The organism is Variovorax sp. FW305-3-2-15-B-LB1, from assembly GCF_058787635.1.
This window is the reverse complement of the sequence record NZ_JBYSZY010000001.1, coordinates 290,503-312,926: the sequence shown is the minus strand read 5'-3', so window position 1 is coordinate 312,926 and position 22,424 is coordinate 290,503. Positions and strand designations below refer to the sequence as shown.

The 22,424-nt window shown below is 68.2% G+C and carries 21 protein-coding genes; 12 read left to right on the top strand and 9 right to left on the bottom strand.

The genetic code is table 11. The annotated features are described in order from the left end of the window. Positions 1-128 precede the first annotated feature (128 nt). A complete protein-coding gene (locus AC3WQR_RS01345) occupies positions 129-1,010 on the top strand; it encodes an SMP-30/gluconolactonase/LRE family protein (RefSeq protein ID WP_447745598.1) in 882 nt (293 codons plus the stop codon). Here AC3WQR_RS01345 and AC3WQR_RS01340 read toward each other — a convergent pair. Further along, positions 1,007-1,915: a LysR family transcriptional regulator gene (locus tag AC3WQR_RS01340; RefSeq protein ID WP_369629385.1), complete on the bottom strand. Its 909-nt coding sequence runs from the start codon at positions 1,913-1,915 to the stop codon at positions 1,007-1,009. The two genes, AC3WQR_RS01345 and AC3WQR_RS01340, sit on opposite strands and share 4 nt — an antisense overlap. A 102-nt stretch (positions 1,916-2,017) precedes the next feature. On the opposite strand from AC3WQR_RS01340, the gene AC3WQR_RS01335 reads away from it, so the two are divergent. From AC3WQR_RS01335 to AC3WQR_RS01290, 10 genes are read left to right on the top strand one after another with little or no spacing between them, the layout of a single operon-like run. Continuing rightward, on the top strand, positions 2,018-3,109 hold the full coding sequence (locus tag AC3WQR_RS01335; protein ID WP_447745593.1) for an LLM class flavin-dependent oxidoreductase: 1,092 nt from the start codon (positions 2,018-2,020) through the stop codon (positions 3,107-3,109). Between the two features lie 21 nt (positions 3,110-3,130). After that, entirely contained in the window at positions 3,131-4,072 is a 942-nt protein-coding gene (locus AC3WQR_RS01330; protein WP_447745591.1) for a flavin reductase, read from the top strand. 28 nt (positions 4,073-4,100) lie between these two features. Continuing rightward, positions 4,101-5,261: an acyl-CoA dehydrogenase family protein gene (locus AC3WQR_RS01325; RefSeq protein ID WP_447745589.1), complete on the top strand. Its 1,161-nt coding sequence runs from the start codon at positions 4,101-4,103 to the stop codon at positions 5,259-5,261. Between the two features lie 3 nt (positions 5,262-5,264). Beyond that, positions 5,265-6,380 (top strand): acyl-CoA dehydrogenase family protein, encoded by a 1,116-nt coding sequence (locus tag AC3WQR_RS01320; RefSeq protein WP_447745587.1) that lies wholly within the window; start codon positions 5,265-5,267, stop codon positions 6,378-6,380. Continuing rightward, the gene (locus tag AC3WQR_RS01315) at positions 6,377-7,138 is read left to right on the top strand and encodes an enoyl-CoA hydratase/isomerase family protein (protein ID WP_447745585.1); all 762 of its coding nucleotides are present in this window, start codon (positions 6,377-6,379) and stop codon (positions 7,136-7,138) included. The genes AC3WQR_RS01320 and AC3WQR_RS01315 overlap by 4 nt, the downstream gene beginning before the upstream one ends. A gap of 1 nt (position 7,139) precedes the next feature. Then, positions 7,140-9,272, top strand: a complete 2,133-nt coding sequence (locus AC3WQR_RS01310) for an acetate--CoA ligase family protein (protein ID WP_447745583.1) — start codon at positions 7,140-7,142, stop codon at positions 9,270-9,272. Continuing rightward, the gene (locus AC3WQR_RS01305; protein ID WP_447745581.1) at positions 9,269-10,027 is read left to right on the top strand and encodes an SDR family NAD(P)-dependent oxidoreductase; all 759 of its coding nucleotides are present in this window, start codon (positions 9,269-9,271) and stop codon (positions 10,025-10,027) included. Before AC3WQR_RS01310 ends, AC3WQR_RS01305 begins: the two co-directional genes overlap by 4 nt. Beyond that, positions 10,024-10,404 (top strand): VOC family protein, encoded by a 381-nt coding sequence (locus AC3WQR_RS01300; protein WP_447745578.1) that lies wholly within the window; start codon positions 10,024-10,026, stop codon positions 10,402-10,404. Before AC3WQR_RS01305 ends, AC3WQR_RS01300 begins: the two co-directional genes overlap by 4 nt. Further along, complete coding sequence (locus tag AC3WQR_RS01295; RefSeq protein ID WP_447745576.1) at positions 10,401-10,946, top strand: nuclear transport factor 2 family protein; 546 nt, start codon at positions 10,401-10,403, stop codon at positions 10,944-10,946. Before AC3WQR_RS01300 ends, AC3WQR_RS01295 begins: the two co-directional genes overlap by 4 nt. Then, positions 10,946-12,175, top strand: a complete 1,230-nt coding sequence (locus tag AC3WQR_RS01290) for an SDR family NAD(P)-dependent oxidoreductase (RefSeq protein ID WP_447745573.1) — start codon at positions 10,946-10,948, stop codon at positions 12,173-12,175. Before AC3WQR_RS01295 ends, AC3WQR_RS01290 begins: the two co-directional genes overlap by 1 nt. Before the next feature lie 128 nt (positions 12,176-12,303). On the opposite strand, the gene AC3WQR_RS01285 is transcribed toward AC3WQR_RS01290, so the two are convergent. The 5 genes from AC3WQR_RS01285 to AC3WQR_RS01265 form a co-directional block, all read right to left on the bottom strand. Continuing rightward, positions 12,304-13,770, bottom strand: coding sequence for an amidohydrolase family protein (locus AC3WQR_RS01285; RefSeq protein ID WP_492740945.1), 1,467 nt, complete (start codon positions 13,768-13,770; stop codon positions 12,304-12,306). 52 nt (positions 13,771-13,822) lie between these two features. Continuing rightward, a complete protein-coding gene (locus AC3WQR_RS01280; RefSeq protein WP_447748784.1) occupies positions 13,823-14,581 on the bottom strand; it encodes a sulfite exporter TauE/SafE family protein in 759 nt (252 codons plus the stop codon). A gap of 2 nt (positions 14,582-14,583) precedes the next feature. Continuing rightward, entirely contained in the window at positions 14,584-15,837 is a 1,254-nt protein-coding gene (locus tag AC3WQR_RS01275) for an MFS transporter (protein WP_447745567.1), read from the bottom strand. Positions 15,838-15,920: 83 nt separating this feature from the next. Next, positions 15,921-16,799, bottom strand: coding sequence for a polysaccharide deacetylase family protein (locus AC3WQR_RS01270; protein ID WP_447745565.1), 879 nt, complete (start codon positions 16,797-16,799; stop codon positions 15,921-15,923). Positions 16,800-16,824: 25 nt separating this feature from the next. Beyond that, positions 16,825-17,544: a fumarylacetoacetate hydrolase family protein gene (locus AC3WQR_RS01265; protein ID WP_447745562.1), complete on the bottom strand. Its 720-nt coding sequence runs from the start codon at positions 17,542-17,544 to the stop codon at positions 16,825-16,827. Positions 17,545-17,666: 122 nt separating this feature from the next. On the opposite strand from AC3WQR_RS01265, the gene AC3WQR_RS01260 reads away from it, so the two are divergent. Then, a complete protein-coding gene (locus AC3WQR_RS01260) occupies positions 17,667-18,644 on the top strand; it encodes a helix-turn-helix domain-containing protein (RefSeq protein ID WP_447745559.1) in 978 nt (325 codons plus the stop codon). A 183-nt stretch (positions 18,645-18,827) separates the two neighbouring features. On the opposite strand, the gene AC3WQR_RS01255 is transcribed toward AC3WQR_RS01260, so the two are convergent. The 3 genes from AC3WQR_RS01255 to AC3WQR_RS01245 all read right to left on the bottom strand — a co-directional run bounded on the left by AC3WQR_RS01255 (position 18,828) and on the right by AC3WQR_RS01245 (position 22,421). After that, on the bottom strand, positions 18,828-19,988 hold the full coding sequence (locus AC3WQR_RS01255; protein WP_070061255.1) for an acyl-CoA dehydrogenase family protein: 1,161 nt from the start codon (positions 19,986-19,988) through the stop codon (positions 18,828-18,830). Positions 19,989-20,121: 133 nt separating this feature from the next. Further along, on the bottom strand, positions 20,122-21,489 hold the full coding sequence (locus AC3WQR_RS01250) for an MmgE/PrpD family protein (protein ID WP_447745557.1): 1,368 nt from the start codon (positions 21,487-21,489) through the stop codon (positions 20,122-20,124). Next, positions 21,486-22,421 (bottom strand): polysaccharide deacetylase family protein, encoded by a 936-nt coding sequence (locus AC3WQR_RS01245; RefSeq protein WP_447745554.1) that lies wholly within the window; start codon positions 22,419-22,421, stop codon positions 21,486-21,488. Before AC3WQR_RS01245 ends, AC3WQR_RS01250 begins: the two co-directional genes overlap by 4 nt. Positions 22,422-22,424: the final 3 nt, after the last annotated feature.

Sequence of the window (22,424 nt, the reverse complement as noted above, 5' to 3'; positions counted from 1 at the left end):
CTGTTCTGGTTCGAATCGAACGCTGGATTCAGTCTAGGGCGCAGCTCACAGCGGTGATCTGCAAGGAATGAAAAGCAGCTTTGCGGGATGCGCCGACAGGGGCGCCAGCGCGCCCGCACACTTGCCCGATGACCGTGAAGATCACCCGGGTCGGGACGACCAAAGATCAACTGGGCGAGAGCCCCTGCTGGGATGCCGATGCACAGGCCCTGAACTGGATCGACGCGCTGGCCGGCACGCTGTGGCGGTTGAACCCCGAGGCCGGGCTGCCCGAGCGGCACCCGTTGCCTGCGCCCGTGGGGTCGATCGCGCCGTGCCGCAGTCAGGCTGTCGTGGTGGCGCTGCGCCACACCTTTGCGCGCTATGACTTCGCCACGCGGACACTGGCGCACCTGGCCCGCATTCCCGTGGACGATCCGAAGGTCCGCTTCAACGATGGCAAATGCGATCCGGCGGGCAACTTCCTGGCGGGCACCATGCACGTCGATCGCCAGGCCGGCGAGGCCGTGAAGGGCGGGCTCTACCGGCTGCGCCCCGACCTTGGCGTGGAGCACCTGGCCGACGACATCGGCTTTGCCAACGGGCCTTGCTTCAGCCCTGACGGCCGCGTGCTGTACCTGGCCGACAGCCTGGAGAGAACCCTCTGGGCCTATGACTACGATCCGAGCGGTCCCCTGCGCAACAAGCGCGAGTTCGCGAAGACGCATGCGTTCGACTCCGGGCCCGACGGGGCGACGGTGGATTCACAAGGGTTCCTCTGGACAGTGCTGACCCGCGCCGCCAAGCTGGCGCGCTATGCCCCGGACGGCACGCTGGAGCGCTTGGTCGAGTTGCCGGTGAGCTACCCCACGAGCATCTGCTTCGGCGGGCCCCGCCTGGAGCACATGTACCTGACCACCATTTCACGCAGCGCACGGCTGGAGGGCAACCAGGCGCAGGATGGCGGGCTGTTCGTGATCACCGGCCTGCCCGCCACGGGGCGTCTGCCCCATCACTTCGCCGACGTCTAGCGGGTCTCGCTTCTGAGTGCGTCCGCCACGTAGTCCACGAAGGCGCGCACCTTCAGCGGCAGCACGCGGCTCTGCCGGAAGACGGCGAAGACGCCGTTGGAGAACGCCCGCACGGCAAAGCGGTATTCGGGCAGCAGCCGCACCAGCGTGCCGTCGCGCAGGTCGTCGCGCACGGTGGCCTCGGACAGCAGCGCCACGCCCATGCCGCCGATGGCGGCCAGCCGCAGCAGCTCGCCGTTGTTGGCACTCAGCACGCCCTGTATGGCCAGTTCCTGCTGCTCGCCCGCCGGGTCGATGTACTTCCAGGTGATGACCTCGCGCTCGCGCCGGTAGGTGAGGCAGCGCACCTGCGGCAGGTCGCTGGGGTGGCGGATGCGCGAGTAGGTCTTCACGAAGGCCGGGCTGGCCACCAGCACCTCGTCGCTGGACTGCAGCCGCTTGATGACAAAGCCCGAATCGTTGGACTCTCCCGTGCGGATGTCGACGTCGAAGTCGTGCTCCACCAGGTTGATCGGATGCTCGGAGAGTTCGAGCTCGACACGGATGTCCGGATAGAGCTCCGCGAAACGCGGCAGCAGAGGCGCGAGCACGCGCAGGCCGATGTGCGTGCGCGAATGCACGCGCAGGCGGCCTTCGGGCCGCTGGCGCGCGTTGTGCACGGCCTGCTCGGCCTCGCTCATGAGTTCCAGCATTGCCTCGGCCCGCTCCAGGAAGGCCTGGCCTGCTTCCGTCACCTTGAGATTGCGGCTGGTGCGGTCCACCAGTTGCACGCCCAGTTCTTCTTCCAGTGCGCTGATGCGCCTAGAGATGGTCGCGGGCGAGAGGCTGAGGCTGCGGGCCGCGGCCGAGAGGCTGCCCTTTCTCTGGGTGGCCACAAAGATGCGCAGCGAGTCGAGGGCCTTCATTTCGAAAGACGCAAAGAAGCTGTGCGTTCGCTGGTGATCCACGCAGGCGTTGAGTTCCTACGATGGACCTCGATCAACACCAGCCAACCAGGAGCAACAGCGATGGATTTCGGAATCTTCATTTTGATGCAGCAGCGGAACAAGCATAAGACCTCCCACCAGATCCTGCGCGACGCCATCGAGCAGACGCGTCTGGCGGACGAACTGGGTTTCGGGGCCGCGTGGTACGCCGAGCACCACTTCAGCAACTACGGCATGTGCTCGTCGCCGTTGACCATGATCGCGCACTGCGCTGCGGTCACCCGCAACATCCGGCTGGGAACCGGCATTGTCGTCGCTCCGCTGTACACGCCGGCCCGCCTGATCGCCGATGTGGCGATGGTCGACCAGTTGTCGAACGGCCGCCTGAACCTGGGCATCGGCTCGGGCTACCAGCAGTTCGAGTTCGAGCGCTTCGGCGTGTCGCTCGAATCCGCCAAGGGCCGCACCTTCGAGATGCTCGACATGCTCGAGGCGGGCCTGAAGGAGCCGAAGTTCAGCTACGACGGCGCGTACTACCAGCAGCCGATGAGCGCCATCAGCCAGCGCGCGGTGCAGCGCCCCATGCCGCCGATGTGGATCACCAGCGTCGATCCGGCCTTCCTGTCGCGCGCCGTGAAGTCCGACCACCATGTGTTCGTTTCCGGCGGCGACGGCGGCCTGGAGAAGCTGGCGAGCACCCGGGCGCTCATCGACAAGGTGGCCACGGCAGAGGGCAAGGACCCGGCCGGCGTGCAGGTCGGCCTGCTGCGCGCGGCCTATGCCAGCAACAACAAGGACGAGGTGGAGAGCTACCTCGAATGCGCCCGCTACCAGCGCCGCATCGCCGTGAGCCTGAAGCGCCGCACCGCGCAGATCGCCGACGACTACCAGGTCGAAGAGGGCATCGTCGAGGGCGAGCCCACGCTGGACGAGATGCGCGCGCTGCTGCCCGTGGGCGACATCGACACCGTGATCGAGCGCGTGGTCAACGAGATCCGCACGCTCAAGCCGGTGCACTACTGCTTCCAGACGCAGATGGGCGACTTCGATCACGCCACGATGCTGCGCCAGCTCGAGGTCTGGGGCAAGGTCATCATTCCGACGGTGCAGCAGGAGATCGCCAACGATCCGCCGCACCGGCCCGTGGCCCCGACCGAACTCGCTGCGGCCTGAGGCCCAGCGCCAGGAGACGCCATGTCCGAAGTCGCTGAAGAAGAAAGCACCCGCGGCGCCATCGAGGCTGCCCAGTTCCGTCAGTTGCTCGGTTGCTTTCCAACCGGCGTGGCGGTCATCACCACCTGCACGCCGGACGGCCAACCGGCCGGCCTGACCTGCAACTCCTTCAGCTCGGTCTCGCTGGACCCGCCGCTGGTGCTGTTCAGCCTGCGCAATGCCAGCCGCCTGCTGGGCACGTTCCAGGCGGCGGACGGCTTCGTCATCAACATTCTGTCGGAGCAGCAGGATGCGCTGTCGGGCCGGTTTGCATCGAGCAAGATCGAAGACAAGTTCGAGGGCGTGCCGTGGCGCGCCGGCGCGCTGGGCATGCCGCTGATCGACGATTGCCTGGCGAGCTTCGAATGCCGCGTGCATGCGGCTCACGAAGCCGGCGACCACACCATCTTCATCGGCGAGGTCCGGCACCTGAGCGCCGGAGCGGCCGACCAGGCGCTGGTGTTCTACAAGGGCGCCTACATGAAGCTGGCCGAGTCGCTGCGCAAGCTGGTCGTGGAAGGGCGGCTGGGAGACGCCGACATCGACGAGGCCTATCGCACGCTCTATGGCACGTTGCTGCGCCTGGCCAGCGAACGCGCCACCGAGGCCGAGCTGGACGCCGTGCATGAAGCCGCCGGTGCCATCGAGGCCCATCCCGACGACGCGCCGCTCAAAGAGCGCATCGCCTCCGCCAGTGCGTTCTTCTCCTCGATCGCCACGGCCGGCCACAACGAAGCGCTCACGCTGATGGCGCAGACCATGACCAGCGTGCTGCGCGAGCGCATGACGCATGTGCTCTCGGTGCGCCCGCGTCCCGACCTGTTTCCGCTGCGCCGCAAGGTGGCGCACAACCTGCGCCAGCGCGACGCCGCCGGTGCCACCGCCGCCCTGGACGAGCTGATCACGCAGCTGCGCAAGGGTTGAGCCTTTCCGAAATTCCACAGGAGACAAGATGTCCATCGACTACGCCGGCTTCCGGCGCGAACTCGAATCGTTCGTGCGCAGCGCCTGCCCGCCAGAGATCCGCGCCGTCGTCGCGGCCGGCCAGAAGATCACGAAGCGCGAATACCAGGCCTGGCAGAAGATCCTCAACGCCCAGGGCTGGGGTGCGCCGAGCTGGCCGCGCGAAGCCGGCGGCACGGGCTGGGACATCCGCCAGCGCCTCATCTTCGAGGAGGTGATGGCCGAGAACGACTGTCCGCCGCTGTACCACCACGGGCTGGGCCACATCGGTCCGGTGATCATCCGTTTCGGCACACCCGAGCAGAAGGCCCGGTTCCTGCCGCGCATCCTCGACGGTTCGGACTGGTGGTGCCAGGGCTATTCGGAGCCCGGCTCGGGCTCCGACCTGGCCTCGCTGTCCACCAGTGCACGGCGGGACGGCGACGAGTGGGTCGTCAACGGCCAGAAGATCTGGACCTCGCATGCCCACGAGGCCAGCATGATCTACATGCTGGTGCGCACGTCGAAGGAAGCGAAGAAGCAGGAAGGCATCTCGCTGCTGCTGGTGCCCATGGACACCCCGGGCGTCACCGTGCGTCCCATCAAGACGATCGACGGCTGGCACCATCTGAACGAGGTGTTCTTCGACGAGGTGCGCGTGCGCGCCGACAACCTCGTCGGCGAGGTCGGCAAGGGCTGGACCTGTGCCAAGTTCCTGCTCGAGCGCGAACGTCTTCCGCCGGCCAACGTGGCGCGGCTGGAGCTCATGCGCCGCCAGGTCACGCAGCTGGTGGAAGAGGCGAGCCGTGCCACTGCGGGGCTGCGCGACTTCGGCGGCCTGCACCACAAGCTGCTGCTGTGCGAGGCCGACGTGAAGGGCGCGCGCGTGATGATGGCGCAGGCCACCGACGACCTGATCCACCAGCGGCCACTGGGCGTGCAGCCCTCGGTCATCAAGATGACCTGCGCCGACGTCGCACAACGCCTGACGACCATCGCCCTCGATGCGGTCGGTCCCGATGCCGCGCATCGCTTTCTCGCCGAGGTGGGGGACGACGTGCCCGACGCCACCTGGATCCAGAACTACATGTTCACGCGCGCCCGCACCATCGCCGGCGGCACCTCCGAGGTGCAGCGCAACGTGGTCGCCAACGAACTCCTGGGAGCCTGAGCCATGTCCACTTCTTTCCCGTCGCTCTTTCCCGGCATGCTGCTGGACGCGGCGAGCCGCTATGCCGAAGACCACATCGCCGTCGCGGTCGCGGGCGACCCCGTGCGCGAACTGGGCTGGACGGCCACCCTCGTGCCCGAGGAGGCCGGCGGTGTCGGCGGCAGCCTGAGCGATCTCGCGTCCATCGTGGAGGGGCTCGCCACGCATGGCCTTCAACTGCCGGTGGTCGAGACCTGCGCCGTGGTGCCGCTGCTGCTGCAGGCCGCGGGTGCCGAAACGGCCCGGCGCTGGCTGGAAGCCGTGGCCGAGGGCAGCGTGCAGATGGCACCCTTGACCGCCTTGTCTGCCACGCCCGACGTCAATGCCGTGACGGCCAGGCACCTGGACATCGGTTACGAGTTGAGCGGCACGGTGCAGGGCGTCGACGCGACATTGCCTGCCACGCATTACCTCGTGCCTGCGCAAGTCGATGGCGAGGACGCCATCTTCTTGGTCGATGCCGAACGTGTCGGCGCACCGAAGGCCCGATACCGGACGATGGAGGGCCGCCTGGGCGCGGACTTCATCCTGGCGCAGCTGCCCGTGCCCGAGAGCGCTTGCATCGCGCGTGGCGCTGCTGCACGCGATGCGCGCGCCAAGGCGACCGATGCCGCCTTGCTGCTCACGGCCGCCGACACGGTGGCCGCGCTGGCCACCCTCATCCGCCAGACGGTCACCCACCTGAAGGAGCGGCGCCAGTTCGGCGTGGCGTTGTCGAGCTTCCAGGTGCTGCGCCATCGCGTGGCCGACATGTACGTGAAGTACCTGGGCGCCAAGGGCTTGGTGATCCATTGCTTCCACGCCCATGAACAGAACGCGCCCGACCTGCGCCGCACCCTGCGCCTGGCCAAGGTGTCGCTGGCCGAGTCGGCGCGCGCCTGCGCGGAAGCGGCGATCCAGATGCACGGGGGCATGGGCGTGAGCGAGGAGGTGCTGGCCACGCGCACGGCGCAGCGCCTCATCGCCTCCGAGTTCCGCTATGGCGACCGCCTCTTGCATGTCGCCCACCTGTTGGCGCTGGCGCCGCAGGCGAGCGCACCACACGTTTCTTTTTCCAACCAAACCGGGAGTGTGCGATGAGCATCAATCTGGAAGTTTCCGACTACATCGCCGTCGTCCGGCTCGACAAGCCGCCGGTCAACGCGCTGGACCGCGCCACGCGCCGCCGCTTGATCGAGATCTTTGATGAAGTCTCCGAGCGCTCCGACGTGCGCGTGGCGATTCTCACGGGCACCGGCAAGTTCTTCTGCTCCGGCGCCGACCTGAAGGACCGCCCCAATGCAGACAAGGCCGGCGACTTCCTCGACCACAACCGCTGGACGCGCGAGACGGGCAATGCCATCCGCGAATGCGCCAAGCCCGTGATCGCGGCCGTCAACGGCCCCGCGCTGGGCGCGGGCTTCGGTCTCATGGCCGCGTGCGACATTTTCCTGGCGAGCGAGGACGCCACCTTCGCCATGCCGGAGATCAACGTCGGACTCGCAGGCGGTGTCTCGATGCTGCGCACCATGGTCGGGCGGTCGTTCACGCGCCGCATGTTCTTCACCGGCATGAAGGTGCCTGCCGCCGAGCTGTACCGCCGCGGCGTGATCGACGAGGTGGTGCCCGCCGAACAGCTGATGCCGCTCGCGCTGGAGATCGCGCAGGAGATCGCCTCCAAGGCGCCGCTGGCCATCGCCTATGCCAAGCAGGCCGCCAACATGATGGACCTGATGCCGCAGCGCGACGGCTACCGCTTCGAGCAGAACTTCACCATGGCGCTGGCCCGCACCGAGGACGCGCAGGAAGCCCGCACGGCCTTCCTCGAGAAGCGCAAACCCGTCTACAAGGGGCGCTGAGATGCCGGTCGTGGAAGTGGGGCGCGGCATGGACGCGCTGTTCGAGCCGCGCTCGATCGCCATCTTCGGTGCGTCGGACGACGTCACCAAGATCGGCGGCCGGCCGCTGCAGTTCCTGCAGAAGTACGGCTACGCGGGCGGCATCTATCCGATCAACCGCAAGGCGGGTCTCGTGCAGTCGCTGCCGGCCTATGCAACCCTGGACGAAGTGCCCGAAGTGCCCGAGCTGGCCGTGGTCGCCGTGCCGCCGGCGGGCGTGCTCGATGCGGTGAAGGACTGCGCCCGGCGCGGTGTGAAAGCTGCGGTCATCCTGTCGGCCGGTTTTTCCGAAATGGGCGAGGAGGGCGGCCGTCTGCAGGCGCAGATCGGCGACTTGGCCCGCGCCACCGGCCTGCGCGTGGTCGGCCCCAACTGCCTGGGCGCGATCGGCGTGCCCGACAAGAGCATCGCCACCTTCTCGGTGGCGCTGGAGTCGTCCTTTCCCGTCGCCGGCCCGGTGGGCATCGTCTCGCAAAGCGGCAACCTGGGCAGCTTCACCCTGCGCCTGGCCGGCGAGCGCGGCCTGGGCATCAGCCGCATGCTGACCACGGGCAACGAATGCGACGTGGACATCGCCGATGCCATCGCCTCACTGGCGGCCGACCCCGGCACGCGCGTGATCCTTTGCTGCATGGAAACCTGCCGCGACGGCGCCAAGCTGACGCAGGCCATGGCCATGGCCCGCGAGGCGGGCAAGCCGCTGGTGGTGTTGAAGGTGGGCGTCTCGGAGGCCGGCAGCGAGGCGGCGGCCTCGCACACCGGCGCGCTGGCCTGTTCCGACGCCGTGTTCGATGCCGTGCTGCGCAACGGCGGCGCCATCCGTGTGCCCAGCATCGAGCAGTTGCTCGAAGTCGGCCATGCGCTGTCGGTCGTCGGTCCTGCGCATGTGCCCGGTGGCCATCGCGTGGCCGTGCTCACGGCCTCCGGCGGCTTTGGCGTGCTGCTGGCCGATGCGGCCAGCGCGCAAGGCCTGGCGCTGCCCAAGCTCGCCGCGCAGACGCAGGAACGCATCCTGTCGGTCGTGCCCTTCGCCGCGCCCTCCAATCCGGTGGACATGACGGCACAGGTGTCGAGCCGGCCCGAAGTCCTGGCCCAGATGCTCGATGCCGTGGCGCGCGACGCCAGTTGCGATGCGCTGATCCTGCAGTCGGCCAATGCCTTCCATGTGCCCCGGCTGCGTGATGTGTTTCTTGCCGCGCTGGAACAGGTGCGCAAGGACCATCCTTCGCGCCTGATCCTCCTGTGTGCTCGCGCGCCGCAGGACGTGCGGGCCACGCTCAACGCGATGGGTTTCCCCGTGGTCGAAGGCATCGATGCGGCCTGCGCGACGGTGGCGGCACTGCTGCGCTTCGGTGCGCGCGACGCTGCACGGGTGGCGGTGCCGGCCATCGAGCGCGCGCCGTTGGCCGCACAGGCCTTCGCCACCGAGGCGAGCGCCAAGGCCGTGCTGGCCGAAGCCGGCCTGCCCGTGCCGCGTGAGGCGATTGCCGCCAACCGCGACGAGGCGCTCGCCGCGGCGCGCGCGATGGGCTTTCCGCTGGTGCTCAAGATCGTCTCGCCCGACATCGCCCACAAGACCGAGGTCGGCGGCGTGTTCGTCGGCGTGCGGTCCGAAGCGCAACTGCTCGAGGAGTACGACCAGCTGCTCGCGCGCGTGGCGCAGAAGGCGCCCGCGGCCCGCATCGCCGGCGTGCTCATCGCGCAGATGGTGCAAGGCGGCGTCGAGCTGATCCTGGGCACGAAGAAGGACCCGATGTTCGGCCCGATGGTGATGGTCGGCCTGGGCGGCATCTTTGCCGAGATCTTCAAGGACGTGGCGCTGCAGCCGGCGCCCGTGGACGAGGCGCAAGCCACCGCCATGCTGCGGTCGCTCAAGGCCTTCCCGCTGCTCGACGGCGCGCGCGGCCGGCCCAAGGCCGATGTGCCGGCGGCGGCGAAGGCCATCGTGGCGCTGTCGCGATTTGCCGTGCGCCATGCCGACAGCGTGTCCGAGATCGATATCAACCCCTTGGTGGTGCTGGACCAGGGGCGCGGCGCGCATGCGCTGGACGCCCTGCTGGTGCCCGAGCCACCCCTCACGAAAGCCCACCCATGACGATGTCTCTTTCAGGCCGAGCGGCCTTCATCAGCGGCGCCGGCCACGGCATCGGTCGCGCCACCGCACGCGCCATGGCGCGCCTGGGCGCGACGGTCGGCATCAACGACCTCAAGCCCGAGTTCGTGGAGGAGGCCGTGGCCGAGATCCGCGCGCTGGGTGGCCAGGCCATCGGGCTGCCCTGCGATGTGTCGACGCGCGAAGGTATGCGCGAGGCCGTGGCGCAGTTCACGCGCGATGCGGGACGGCTGGACATCATGGTCAACAACGCCGCCTGGGTGCGCTACCAGCCGCTCGCCGAGATCACGCCGGAGGTCATGGACCGCATGGTGGAGATCGGCTTCAAGTCGGTGATCTGGGGCATCCAGGCCGCGGCGGAAGTCATGGACGCGGAGCGCGGTGGCTCGATCATCAACGTGGCGTCCATCGCCGCCTTCAAGTCGCCCATGCGGTCGGTGGTCTACAGCGGCATCAAGGCCGGCGTGCTGGGCATCACCCGCGCATCGGCGGCCGACCTGGGCGCGCGCAACATCCGCGTGAACGCGGTCGCGCCCGGTGCCGTGCCCACCGAGGGCACGGCCAAGCATCGCAACGCCGAACTCGATGCCCGGCGCATCGGGCGCACACCGCTGGGCCGCCTGGGCACGGTGGAGGACATCGCCGACGCCATCTGCTTCCTGGCCGGCGACGGCTCGCGTTTCTTCAATGCGGATGTGCTGCGCCTGGACGGCGGCGCTTCGGAGACCTCGCTGTGAGCGGCGCCGTCGCATCGCCCAAGCGGGTGCAGAACGTGTTCGTCGTGGCGAAGGAGCCGGCCCGCCTGCATGCCTTCTACGAAGGTGCGCTCGGCCTGCCGGTGAAGTTTCGCGATGGCGACCGCTGGATCCAGTACGGCGTGGGCAACACCAATGTGGCCCTGGCCTGTCTTGAAGAGGCCGCACCCGCGACCGGCGGGCTGGTGATGGTGCTGGAGGTGGACGACTTCGAGGGCGCGCAGGAACGCATCGTGGCCGCCGGCGGGCAGGTCCTGGGCCTGCGCGACATGGGCGACCACGGGGCCGTGCTGTCGCTGCGCGATCCCGAGGGCAACCTGGTGCAGCTCTTTCGGCGCGCCGCGCCCACTGCTGCATGAGTGCACCCGAGCCGATGCCGGCGGCCTTGCAGTCGCTGCTGGACCGCGAGGCGATCCGCGACTGCCTGCTGCGCTATTGCCGCGGCATCGACCGCTGCGACGAGACCGCCTTGCGTTCGGCTTACTGGGAGGACGCCACGGACTGCCACGGCGCGTGGAACGGCAGCGCCGCCGGCTTCATCGCGCAGGCGCTGCCCAGATTGCGGCAAGGCGGACGCCGCGTCCATCAGATCACCAACGTGCTGATCGAGCTGCATGGTGACGTTGCGGCAGTGGAAAGCAGCTTCTTCGCGCTCCAGGCCACGGCCACACGGCCGGACCTCGAGACCTTCCTTTGCGGGCGTTACGTGGACCGTTTCGAGCGTCGCGGCGGTGAGTGGCGCGTGGCCGCGCGGACCGTGGTCTACGACTGGATCGAGGAGCGCACACGGCCCGAGCTGACGCAGGACGACGCCGCCCTGTTCGGCGTGCGCCAGCCGGTCGGCAGGGCAGCGCCGCACGACGCCGTGTACGCGCTGTTGCGCGACGTACGCGGCACCTGATGCCCACCGTTCTGCTCACCGGCGCCGCTGCAGGCATCGGCCGCGCCACGGCGTTGGGCCTGGCGCGCGAAGGATGGCGCTGCGTGCTGGTCGACGCCGATGCGGTGGCGCTGCAGCGCCTCGAAGCCGCCTGGCCGGCCGACGCCGCGCCACCGATGAGCCTCGTGGCCGACCTGACGGACGCGGCGCGGATCGAGCACCTGGGGCACGAGATTCCGCCGCTCGATGCATTGATCAACAACGCGGGCCTGTCGGCCGGCGGTGCCGAGGCCACGTCGGGCCATGACGACGGCTCGGCGGCTCGCCTTCTCGCGCTCAACCTGGCCGCGCCGGCGCGCATGGTGCAGGCCTGTGCGCCGCACCTGCGGCCCGGGGCGCGCATCGTCAACGTGGCGTCTGGTGCAGGCCTGCGCGCCATTCCGTGGCGCGGTCTCTACAGCCCCAGCAAGGCGGGACTGATCGCACAGAGCCGCGCGTTGGCGCAAGCCCAGCCCGACTGGACGGTGACCACGCTGGCACCGGGCTTCGTGCGAACCGAACTCGTGCAGCGCCTGATCGAGGGCGGCCGGCTGAACCCGGCGCAGGCGGTGTCGAAGATCCCCATGGGCCGGATGGCCGAGCCCGAGGACATGGCGCACGCGTTGTGCTTCCTGGCCAGCCCCGGCGCGCGCGTGCTCACCGGACAACTGCTGGTGCTCGACGGCGGCTCGTCCGTGTGCGGAGGAAGCCAGCCGCTGCCGGCCGGCGCGCATCTGCTGCTTCCGTTCGATGCGCCCTTGCGCCCGCATCTCGAGTCCGTGCGCGAGGCGGCCTGGCATGCGGCACTGGGCGTGTGGGTGCGCGCGCATGCAGGCCACCTCGACCGCGCGGGCTGTCCGGCGGTCATCGACGCGCGCGCGCTGGAGGCACAGCCCGGCACGCGGCTCGATGCCGTGCTCGATGCGGCGCGCTGCTTTCGGTCGAGCCACGCTGCGCTGGCCAGCCTCACGCTGCTGCTGCCTGCATCCGAACCGGAGCTCGATTGGCAACTGGCCGGCGACGCCGACGCGGCCCGGATGCTGGTGGCCACGCTGGCCGCCGAATGGGGCGCGCACGGGTTGCGCATCAACGCGCTGGAGCTGACGCACGGCCTCGCGCCGCAGGCCTGCCTGCCGCTGCTCGACTACGTGGCCGGCCCGCGCGCGCAGTTTCTGACCGGGCAGGTGCTGAGGCTCGGCGCCGGGCATTGAGTTCCTGCGGCGGGCGCGTCGTCGTCTGCTGTAGCCGTTCGTGACTCGGTGACTCGGCTTTCCCGGTGTCGGCCCGCCAACCGCTCGACCGCCGGCGTGTACGCCGCGTGCGAATGGCCGCAAGAGCTTCAGGCCTTCAGGGCTTCGCTCGCCGCAGCGCGAATCCGGTCCGCCGATTGCCGCGCGCGCTGCATGATGCCGCGTGTGTCGTAGGCCAGCAGCCGGCCGTTGCGCTTCACGATCCGCCCGTCGACCATCACGGTGTCGACGTTGGCGGCGCTGCCGCTTTGCACGATGGCGGTCTCGACATTGCCGACCGGGCCCATGTTCAGGTCCTGTGTGCGCACCAGGATGAGGTCGGCGCGCTTGCCTTCGGTGATCGAGCCGGTGACGTCGCCCAGTCCCATCGCGATGGCGCCGTTGAGGGTCGCCATCTCGATCGCCTCGGGCACGCCGACCGCCTTCGACTGCGCGCTGGGCGTGCCGGCCCATGGCACGCCCAGGTTCCAGGTGAAGCGCATCGCCTCGAACATGTCGGGCGGCGCGATGGAGGTCGCATCGCTCGACAACGAAATGGTCAAGCCCGCGTTGCGCATCGCGAAGAGCGCGGCGCGCGCATCGCCGGTGCTGCTGAGCCGCAGCTCGGAGTGCGTAGCAAAGGACAGCGGCGTTTTCGTGCGTGCCATGGCCGCCAGGTCGGCCGTGCTGGCGGGCACGTAGTGCGCGAGCATGAAATCCGGGCCCAGGTAGCCGCGTCGTTCGTAGTCGACGGCATCGACGTTGTTCGGTGCCTCCTGCGGTGCGTGGATCGCAACGGGCAATCCGCTGGCCTTGGCGGCCTTCATCTCTTCGTGGAACACGGCGTCGGTGCTCTGCTGCGGCCCGCGCAGGTTCAGCCCCAGGTGCACCAGCCCGTCGAAAGGCGAACGCTCGCCGAACCATTCGCGCCGCACGCGCGCCAGGTCCTCGTAGCGGTTGAGTTCGTCGGCGGGCATCTTGTCGACGTGGCCGTAGGCGTAGCGGGCGCGCAGCAGCGAGTGCTGGTGCGCACGCAGTTCGGCATCGGCATGGGCGGGGGAGCGGGTGTTGTGCGACCAGTTGTGCACGGTCGTCGTGCCGCCGTTCGCCAGCTCGGCGCAACCCAGCATCACGCTGTTGTAGAAATCGTCGGGCGTGTACAGGGTCGAGGTCGCGTTCTTGGCGGGGTAGTACGAGAAGCCGCCGTCGCGTGCGGTGAAGCTGCGGCCGATGGCGCTCCACATGTGATAGTGCGAATTGACGAAGCCCGGCATGACGATCATGTCGGTCGCATCGATGATCTCCGCGCCAGCCGGTGCGCTCAGGCCGCGCCCGATCTTCTCGATCACGCCGTTGCGGACCCATACGTCGGCGCGCGGCAGCACGCCCTTGGCGCGGTCGACCGTGATGATCGCGCCGTTGCGGATCAGGTAATTGCCGCGTCGAAGGCCGGGCGACGCGGGCGCACGCGCTGTGCGGGCCGACACCGACGCCGAGCCGACGAGCGCCGGCGCACCGGTGGCGGCGACCATCAAGGCGCCGACAAAACGGGTGAAGTCTCTCTTGGTTGTTTTCATGGGTCGACCGAGTGATTGAAGTGACGGAAAGAAGAAAGAAACGAAAGCCCGTTCAATACGCCTTGAGAAGAAAGGCCGCCGTCATCGCCAGCCCCGTCAGCACGACGAAGCCGCGCACCACCTCGGGCTTCAGCCGCCGTGCCGCCATGCCGCCGGCATAGCCACCGACCGTGGCACCGAGGGCCATCCACAGCGCGTAGGTCCAGACGATCGCGCCACTGGCCGCGTAAATCGCCACGGCGATCAGCGTCAGGATCGCGGAGACGAAGTTCTTGATGCCGTTCATGCGTCCCATGTCCGTGTGCCCCAGCGCACCAAGCACGGCGAGCAGCAGGATGCCGAGGCCACCGTTGAAGTAGCCGCCATAGACGGCGACCGCGGCGATGCCCAGGTCGGCGAGCCACCGGCCTCGTGGCTTGTGGTTGTCGGCGGTGGCGAGCCTGCGGCGCACCAGGCCGGGCCCGATCGCGAAGAGCAGCGTCGCGGCCAGCAGCAGCCACGGCACGATGCGGGCAAAGGCATGGTTCGAGGTCGACAGCAGCAGCGCCGCACCGGCCGCGCCGCCGAGCACCGACAGCACGCCCAACCGCAGGAGCGAAGGCGACATCGGCCCAGACAGTTCCTTGCGCAATGCCCAGGCACCGGCCAGATAGCCCGGCAGCAGCGCGGCGGTCCCGGTGGCGTTGGCCGACACCAGCGGCACGCCGACCATCGCCAGTGCCGGCAGGGTCAGAAAACTGCCGCCGCCCGCCACGGCATTGAGTGCGCCGGCCAGGGCCGCGGCGCCGCCGAGCAGCGCCCCGTCGAGCAGCATCACGGCTTGCGTGCCGGCAGCGACATGCGGTCGGTGTGCAGCAGCAGCGTGAGCCCCACGCCGACAGCCGCCAGCAGCGTGATCTGCACCAGCCCGGCCGTGCTCCAGCCGAAGCGCGAGGCGATGCCGCCGATGACGAAGCCCGCGACCGCACCCGCGCCGTACAGCGTGGTGACGAACACGCCCGTGGCGCGGCTCGTGAGCGAGGCATGCACCGCCTTGATGTGATACCCCGCCAGGTTCACGTACAGCACGCCGCTCACCACGAAGCCCCACGCGAAGGACAGCGCCGACTGCACCACCATGTCGGTGGGGCCCGAGAACATCAGGAAGCCCAGCAGGCCGGTGCCCACGAAGCTCGCCGAGAGCACGAGCTTGGGATGGAAGCGGTCGCCGAGCCAGCCGCCGAAGATCGATGCGAACACGCCGAAGCCGAAGGTGCTCATCACGCGGCCGGTGTCCGACGGCGTGTAGTGCAGATGCTCGCGCAGGAAGGTCGGGTACATGCCCAGGTAGCCATAGATGCAGAGCCCACCGATGACGCTCATGCCAGTCAGCAGGGCCGTGTTGCGGTTCCACAGGGTGGTGGCGCCGCGCTGGTCGGTGCGCCCGCCGGTGGCCGCCACGTTCTCGGTCATGCGCTTGCTCACGGTGAGCGCGATCACCGCCATGGCCGCGAAGCCCGCGACGCCGAACACGATGAGCGGCAGGCGCCAATCGCGCTCGACGCCGATCAGGTGGCCGCCGAGCAGCGGCCCCAGGATCGCGCCGATGCCGAAGGAGAAGTTGATGGCGCCCACGGCGGTGGCCCGGTAGCGCGCGAAGTAGCTCGCGGCGATGGCGATCACCACCGTCAGTTGCATCGCTTCGCCGATGCCGGTGACGGCCCGGTAGACGATCATGTCGGCGAAGCCGTACGAGTAGGCCGCCAGCAGCGTACCCAGCGAGAAGATCGCAATGCCGATCTGCAACACCGTCTTGCGCGACAGCCGCGCCAGCAGATAGCCGGTCGGAATGCCGGCCACGGCCATGCCCAGCGTGAAGATGGTCGACAGCAGGCCGGTGTCGGCCAGGCTGAAGCCGAACTCCTTGCGCACGTCCGCGGCGATGAGTGGAAAGATCTGTCGGTCCATCGCGTTGAGCGCGTACGAGGCGAGCAGCACCAGGAACATGCCGATCTCCAGTGCGGTGATGGGCGCCTCGCGGCGCGCGCCACCGACCGCCGGTGAAATGACGGAGGTTGAGGAATGCACGTGTTGTCTCCTTCTCGCCGAGCGAGAAATCTGTTTGTTGTTCGTTCGTTGCATGGGGTCGCCGGCGCTGTGCCGGCGAGGGTTCACGCAGCGGGGCTTGCCGCGCCGTACCAGTCGAGGATCTGCTCGCCGGTCATGAAGGCCACGTCCTCATGCTGCTGGATGTGCGCCAGCGCTTCTCGGAAGTAGCGCAGGCGGTGCGGCGCGCCCATGATGTAGGGGTGCACCACCAGCGCCATGACGCGGGCTGAGTCTTTCGCGTCGGCGTAGAGCTGTTCGAACTGGTCGATGGCACGGTCGCGGTACTCGCTGGCCTTGTGGTGCTGGATCAGCATCATTGCCACGTCGTTGCATTCCTGCGTGTAGGGCACGTTCACGATCGTGCCGCCGTCGCGTGTCTTCAGCCGCACCGGCTGATCGTCGAGTACCCAGTCGCACACGTACTCGTAGCCCTGCTCGGCCAGGATGTCGGGCGTGTGCCAGGTCTCGGTGAGCCCCGGACCGAGCCAGCCGCGCGGGCGCTTGCCGGTGTAGGCGCGAATGGCCTCGGTGGTCTTGGCGATGTCCTCGACCTCGTCGGGCACCTTTTGCATGTTGCGCTGCCCGAAGCCGTGGCCGATGAACTCCCACTGGCGTTCCTTCGCCGCCTTGGCGATGGGCTCGTAGGCGCCGATGGCCGAACCGTTGATGGCGAGCGTGGCGTTGATGCCGAGTGCGTCGATCACTTCGAGCATGCGCCAGAAGCCGACGCGGTTGCCGTACTCGTGCCAGGCCCAGTTCGGGATGTCGGGCATCGGCGAACCGCCGGCCGGTGGTGTCAGCACGGTGCGGGGCATGGTCTCGTCGATGTTCCATTCCTCGACGTTGACGATCACCCAGACGGCCAGTCGTTTGCCGCCGGGCAACTTCAGTGCGGGGCGATCCGCGATGGACGAGTACGAGATGCGTTCGAGTGGTTTCATGGTGTCTCCGTGTGCTGTTGCGGGCTCAGACGATCTCGACCTGCAGGGGCGCGAGCCCGTCGATGCGGCCGGTGAGCTTGTCGCCGCGCTGCACCGGGCCGACCCCTTCCGGCGTCCCGGTGAAGATCAGGTCGCCGGGCAGCAGGCGGTATTGCTTGGACAGCTCGCTGACGATCTCGTGGACATTCCAGATCATCTTTTCGAGCACCGAGTCTTGCCGCACCGCGCCGTTCACCGAGAGGTTGAGTGCTCCCGAGCGGATGTGCCCGACCTTCGCCACCGGATGGATCGGGCCGCAGGGCGCCGAGTGATCGAAAGACTTGCCCTGTTCCCACGGCAGGCCGCGCTTGTTGCATTCGCGCTGGCGGTCACGCCGGGTCATGTCCAGGCCCGCAGCGTAGCCAAAGACGTGGTCCAGCGCGTCCTCGGGCGTCACGTTCGACGCATGAGTGCCGATGGCCACGACGAGTTCGAACTCGAACTGGAAGTCGTCCGTCAGCGTGGGGTAGGGTACGCGCCCGTCGGTCACCACCGAGTCGGACGGCTTCTGGAAGAAGAACGGCGGATCGCGCTCGTCGCCTTCCTTCATCTCCCGGATGTGGGCCAGGTAGTTGCGGCCCACGCAGTAGACGCGGCGCACTGGAAAGCGTTGGTCGCTGTCCACGATGTCGATGGAGATGGGCTGGACTTGAAGGGCGTCGGTACGGGTATCGGTCGCGCGCTCGGCCGTCGGGTGGGGGGACATGGGTTTGTCTCTCTGGAAGGTTTGGAAAGGAGTGGCTAGAGTCTAGGAACGAGACCTCCTCACCTCAACGCGCAGGCTTGCGCAAAGATATGCAATCCTTGCGATCTTGAGATCAGCTCTTCATGCCACCCACGCCTTCCCCAGACGAATTCGTGCCGCCGCCCCGCGCCGGTGCCGCGCGTGCCGCCATCAGCAACTACACGATGGCAGCGCGGGCGCAGCGCGCCTATTTCGGTATCCACGACCAGAGCAACTGCCTGCCGAATCCGGTGCCGCACCGGCACGAGTACTTCCAGATCTACGTCAACACGCGGGGCGAGACCACGCACTACATCGGCGGCAACCAGCGCGCCATCGGTGCCGGCACGGTGAGCTTCGTGCTGCCGTTTCTGGTGCACTACATCCCGAACGCGGCCGACGGCGTGTTCCATGTGATCAACATCAGCAAGGACTACCTGCTGCCGTCGCTGGACCTCGATGTGTTCGAGCTGTCGGAGGTGCCGTTGTCACGCGCGCCCGAGCTCGCGCCTTTCCGGTTCCAGCATTGCCTGGATTTCCGCTTCGATGAAACCGAGACCCACCAGCTCCAAGTGCTGTGCGAACACATGGCGCAGGAAGCGCAGCGGCCGCCGGGCGAAGACACCGCCAGCCACCTGCTGATTCGCAGCCATCTGCTTCATCTGATCGGCATGGTGTGGCGGCGCTACGGCGAGGAGTTTCGCAACTGCGAGGCGCAGGGGATGGCCCTGCAGTCGTACCGGCCGGCGGTGCTGCGCTGCATCCGCTACATCAGCCGCAACCTCGCGCAGGAGCTGACGCTGGGCGATGCGGCGCATGCGAGCCATGTGTCGCCCACGCACTTGGCCCACCTGCTGAAGAGCGAAACGGGCAAGACCTTCCTGGAGCTGGTGACCGAACGCCGGATCGAGCGCGCCAAGACGCTGCTGGTCTTTACCGGCGCCTCTGCGGCGGAGATCGGCGAAAGCACCGGTTTCGGAGAGCCGACGCAGTTCGCGCGCCGTTTCGGTCAGATCGTGGGGGCGACGCCTTCTGCGTACCGGCGGCAATTTCAGCGAGGAGGGAATCGGACGTGGGACTGACGGCGCGATGCTCCCAGTAAGCAATCAGGCTCTCGAGCTTGACGTCGGTGGCTGCAAGTCCGACGTTGGCATTCGTTGCATGGCAGTCCTTCGCATACGGCGGCTCCAGACGGGTTGCCGACACTCAACCTGGCCCGCCTGAGTGTCCGCTTCCACTTGTGCTGCAGCCCCAGCCTGGCTTCTTCAGAACGAGCGCGGCAGACCGAGCAGATGTTCCGCGACATACGCGAGGATCAGGTTGGTCGAGATCGGCGCCACCTGGTAGAGCCGAGTCTCCCGGAATTTGCGTTCGACGTCGTACTCGTTGGCAAAGCCGAAGCCGCCATGGAACTGCAGGCACGCATTGGCGGCCTCCCAGCTGGCCTTGGCGGCCAGGTACTTCGCCATGTTCGCTTCCGCGCCGCAAGGCTGTCGGGCGTCGAAAAGCTCGCAGGCACGCCAGCGCATGAGGTCGGCGGCTTCCACCTCGATGTGGCTCTCGGCAATCGGGAACTGCACGCCCTGGTTCTGACCGATCGGGCGGCCGAACACGACACGGTCCTTCACATACCCGGTCACGCGGTCAATGAACCACTTGCCGTCGCCGATGCATTCCGCGGCAATCAGCGTGCGCTCAGCGTTAAGCCCGTCGAGGATGTAGCGGAAACCCTGGCCTTCCTCGCCGATCAGGTGGTCCGCCGGAATCTCCAGGTTTTCGATGAACAGCTCATTGGTCTCGTGGTTCACCATGTTCGCGATCGGCTGCACGGTCAGGCCGTTGCCGATGGCCTGGTGCAGGTCGACCAGAAAGATCGACATGCCTTCGGATTTTTTCTTCACTTCGGCCAGCGGCGTGGTGCGCGCCAAGAGGATCATCAGGTCGGAGTGCTGCACGCGCGAGATCCACACCTTCTGCCCGTTGACGACATAGGTGTCGCCCTTGCGCACGGCCGTGGTCTTGATCTTCGTGGTGTCGGTGCCGGTGGTGGGCTCGGTCACGCCCATCGACTGAAGCCGCAGCTCGCCACTGGCGATCCTCGGCAGGTAGCGACTTTTCTGCGCCTCGCTGCCGTGGCGCAGCAGCGTGCCCATGTTGTACATCTGGCCGTGGCAGGCGCCGGAGTTGCCGCCGCAGCGGTTGATCTCCTCCATGATCACCGAGGCTTCCGCGAGCCCGAGGCCGGAACCGCCGTAGGACTGCGGGATCAGCGCTGCCAGCCAGCCCGCGGCAGTCAGTGCATCGACGAAGGCTTCGGGGTAGGCGCGTTGCTCGTCGATCTTGCGGTGGTATTCGTCGGGAAACTCGGCGCACAGCGCGCGCACGGCGTCACGGATGTCCTGGTAGTTGTCGGAAGAACGGTTCATGGTGTATTTCGATGGCAGGGTGAGTGGGGCATCGGCCGCGCGAGCGCGCGCGTCCCTTGCGGCCACGAGGGCGCAATGAACGAACGATGCAGGGAACGGAAAGAAGCGAAAGGGGCCGGGCGGCCCCGGGGTGTCAGGCGGGCGCCGTCATCAATGGGATGAGTTCGCGCACGTCAGGCAGTTCTTCGAGCCGGCGCAGTGCCGAATCCAGTGTTTCGGCCTGTGACGGCGGCAGCCGCGGCTTGATCGAGGCGCAGCAGGCCATGAACTTGGCCTGCTGATCCGGCGCGGGCAGCGGCCGGCCGGGGCTGCCGAGAAAGTGCGGCACGGCCAGCCGCAGCGTGTCGCCCCGTTTGAGCACCACTTCGACCACTTGCGGACCCAGGGCGTTCGGGTTGGGGTTGCCGTCGTCCAGCACCTCGACCCGGCGTGCCAGTTCGAAGGTGCACGCGTCGTTCAACGCGGGCGGGTCGAAGGCCTCGATGCCCACCCGGCCCTTGCGCAGTGCCGTGGCCACCACGTAGCCCATGCTGAGCTTGGCGCTGGCCGAGTCCATGCCAGGCTGCGCCGGCCGCCCCACGAGCCGTGCGATCAGCGCCGAGGCATGCACGCGCACGGTTTCCACGTCGTCCGCTCCGAAGCCGTGCGCGGCCATGAGATCGACGACCGCATCGACGCCCGCGTGGGTCGCGCGGCCGGTGGGGTAGGGCTTGTGGCTCATGCGCGCGATCTGGAAGACCTGGCCGACGTCGTTCGCCACGTCGGCCCAGCGCGACTGGCCGAAGTCATAGAGCGCGAAGTAGCCGAACGGGCCCTCCAGGATGTCTCGCGGTCCCGGGAAGCCGGCACGCGCCAGTTCGAAGGCGGTGACGGCGGCGCGTGCGTTCAGGCCCACCTGCAGGCCGACCGCGGGCGAGCCCTCGGCATGGGCTTGCATGGTGCCGGAGAGATGGCTGTACATGAGGCCGAGCGCGTTGTGCATCGTGTCGGCGTCCATGCCGGCGAGCTTGCACAGTGCGGCCGTGGCGCCGAGGCCGCCGCACATGGCGGGGCGGAAGAAGCGCATCGGCGCACGCTGCGCCAGCGCGACGTAGATGGCCACGTCGAGTCCCAGCGTCACCGCCGTGATCAACGCCTTGCCCGAGACGCCGCCTTCGCGTTGGGCATAGCCGAGTGCGGCCGGCACGATGCAGGCGAAGGCATGGACCACGGCGACGTCGTGCACCGCGTCGAATTCCTGGTTGAACACCTGGTAGGCGTTGAGCATCACGGCCGACGGGAACGGCAGCTTCTCGCCGCTGCCCCAGACCGTGACGGCGTCGCCGTCGCCCAGGGACTGCGCTGCCTGCTTGAGGGCCGGCATGCGCGGATGGCGCGAGCCGGAGATGCCGACGCCGATGGTGTCGTAGATGAACATCCGCGCCGCATTCACCGCTTCGGGTGGCAGGGAGTCGAAATCGCGCGAGCGCACGTGGGCGATGAGGGTGTCGATGGCGTTCATTGAGGCATCGGGACAAAGGGGACGTCGCCGGACCGGGCAACGAGCGGCGCCGGCGCGGGGACCTGCGCGGCGTACCAGTCATGGAGGGATGAGCCCGTCACCACCCGCACCATCGGGTGCGCGAGCAGCAGGTCCAGCATGGCTTCGAAATCGCCGAAGCGGTGGGGCACGCCCATCAGGTGCGGATGCAGCCCGATGGCCAGCACCCGGGGCTGGCCCAGGCGGGCGACTTCGCGCGCAAAAACCTCCAGGGTGCGTTCGAGCCGCAGCTTCATTTCGGGCGAGGAGTGCTTCTCGACCGCATAGATCACCGAATCGTTGACCTCCAGCATGTAGGGCAGGGCCATCAGCGGACGGTGCTCGGTTTGCATCCAGCACGGCAAGTCGTCCAGGCACCAATCGAACACATGGTCGATGCCGGCGGCGGCGAGGATGTCGGGTGTGTCCGCCGCTTCGCGCAGGCCGGGCGAGAGCCAGCCGCGCGGACGAGCGCCGGTGAAGGCGGCGATGCGGTCGAGCGACTTCACGATGGCTTCCGCCTGGGCGTGCCCGTCGAGTTGCGCCAGCGACTGCTGCTGCACCCCGTGGCCGATGAATTCCCAGCCGGCCTCCAGGATGGCCTGCGCGGCGCTCGGGTGAGAGTCGATCACGGAGGCGTTGAGGCTGGCGGACGCGCGCAATCTGCGACTGCGCAGCGCCTCGATCATGCGTGGCAGCCCGCAGCGCAGGCCGTACTCGGCCCAGCTGAAGTTCGGCACGTCGGGCACCGTCTCCTTGCCGTGCGGCGGCGTCAGCAGCGTGCGCGGCATGGGACGGTCGAAAGGCCAGTGCTCCACGTTCACGACGATGTGCGCGAGGATGTGGCCGCCGTCCAGCGGCATCAACGGCGGGCGCTCGGACGAGAGTCGAAAGGGGACGCGTGGATTGCTCATGAC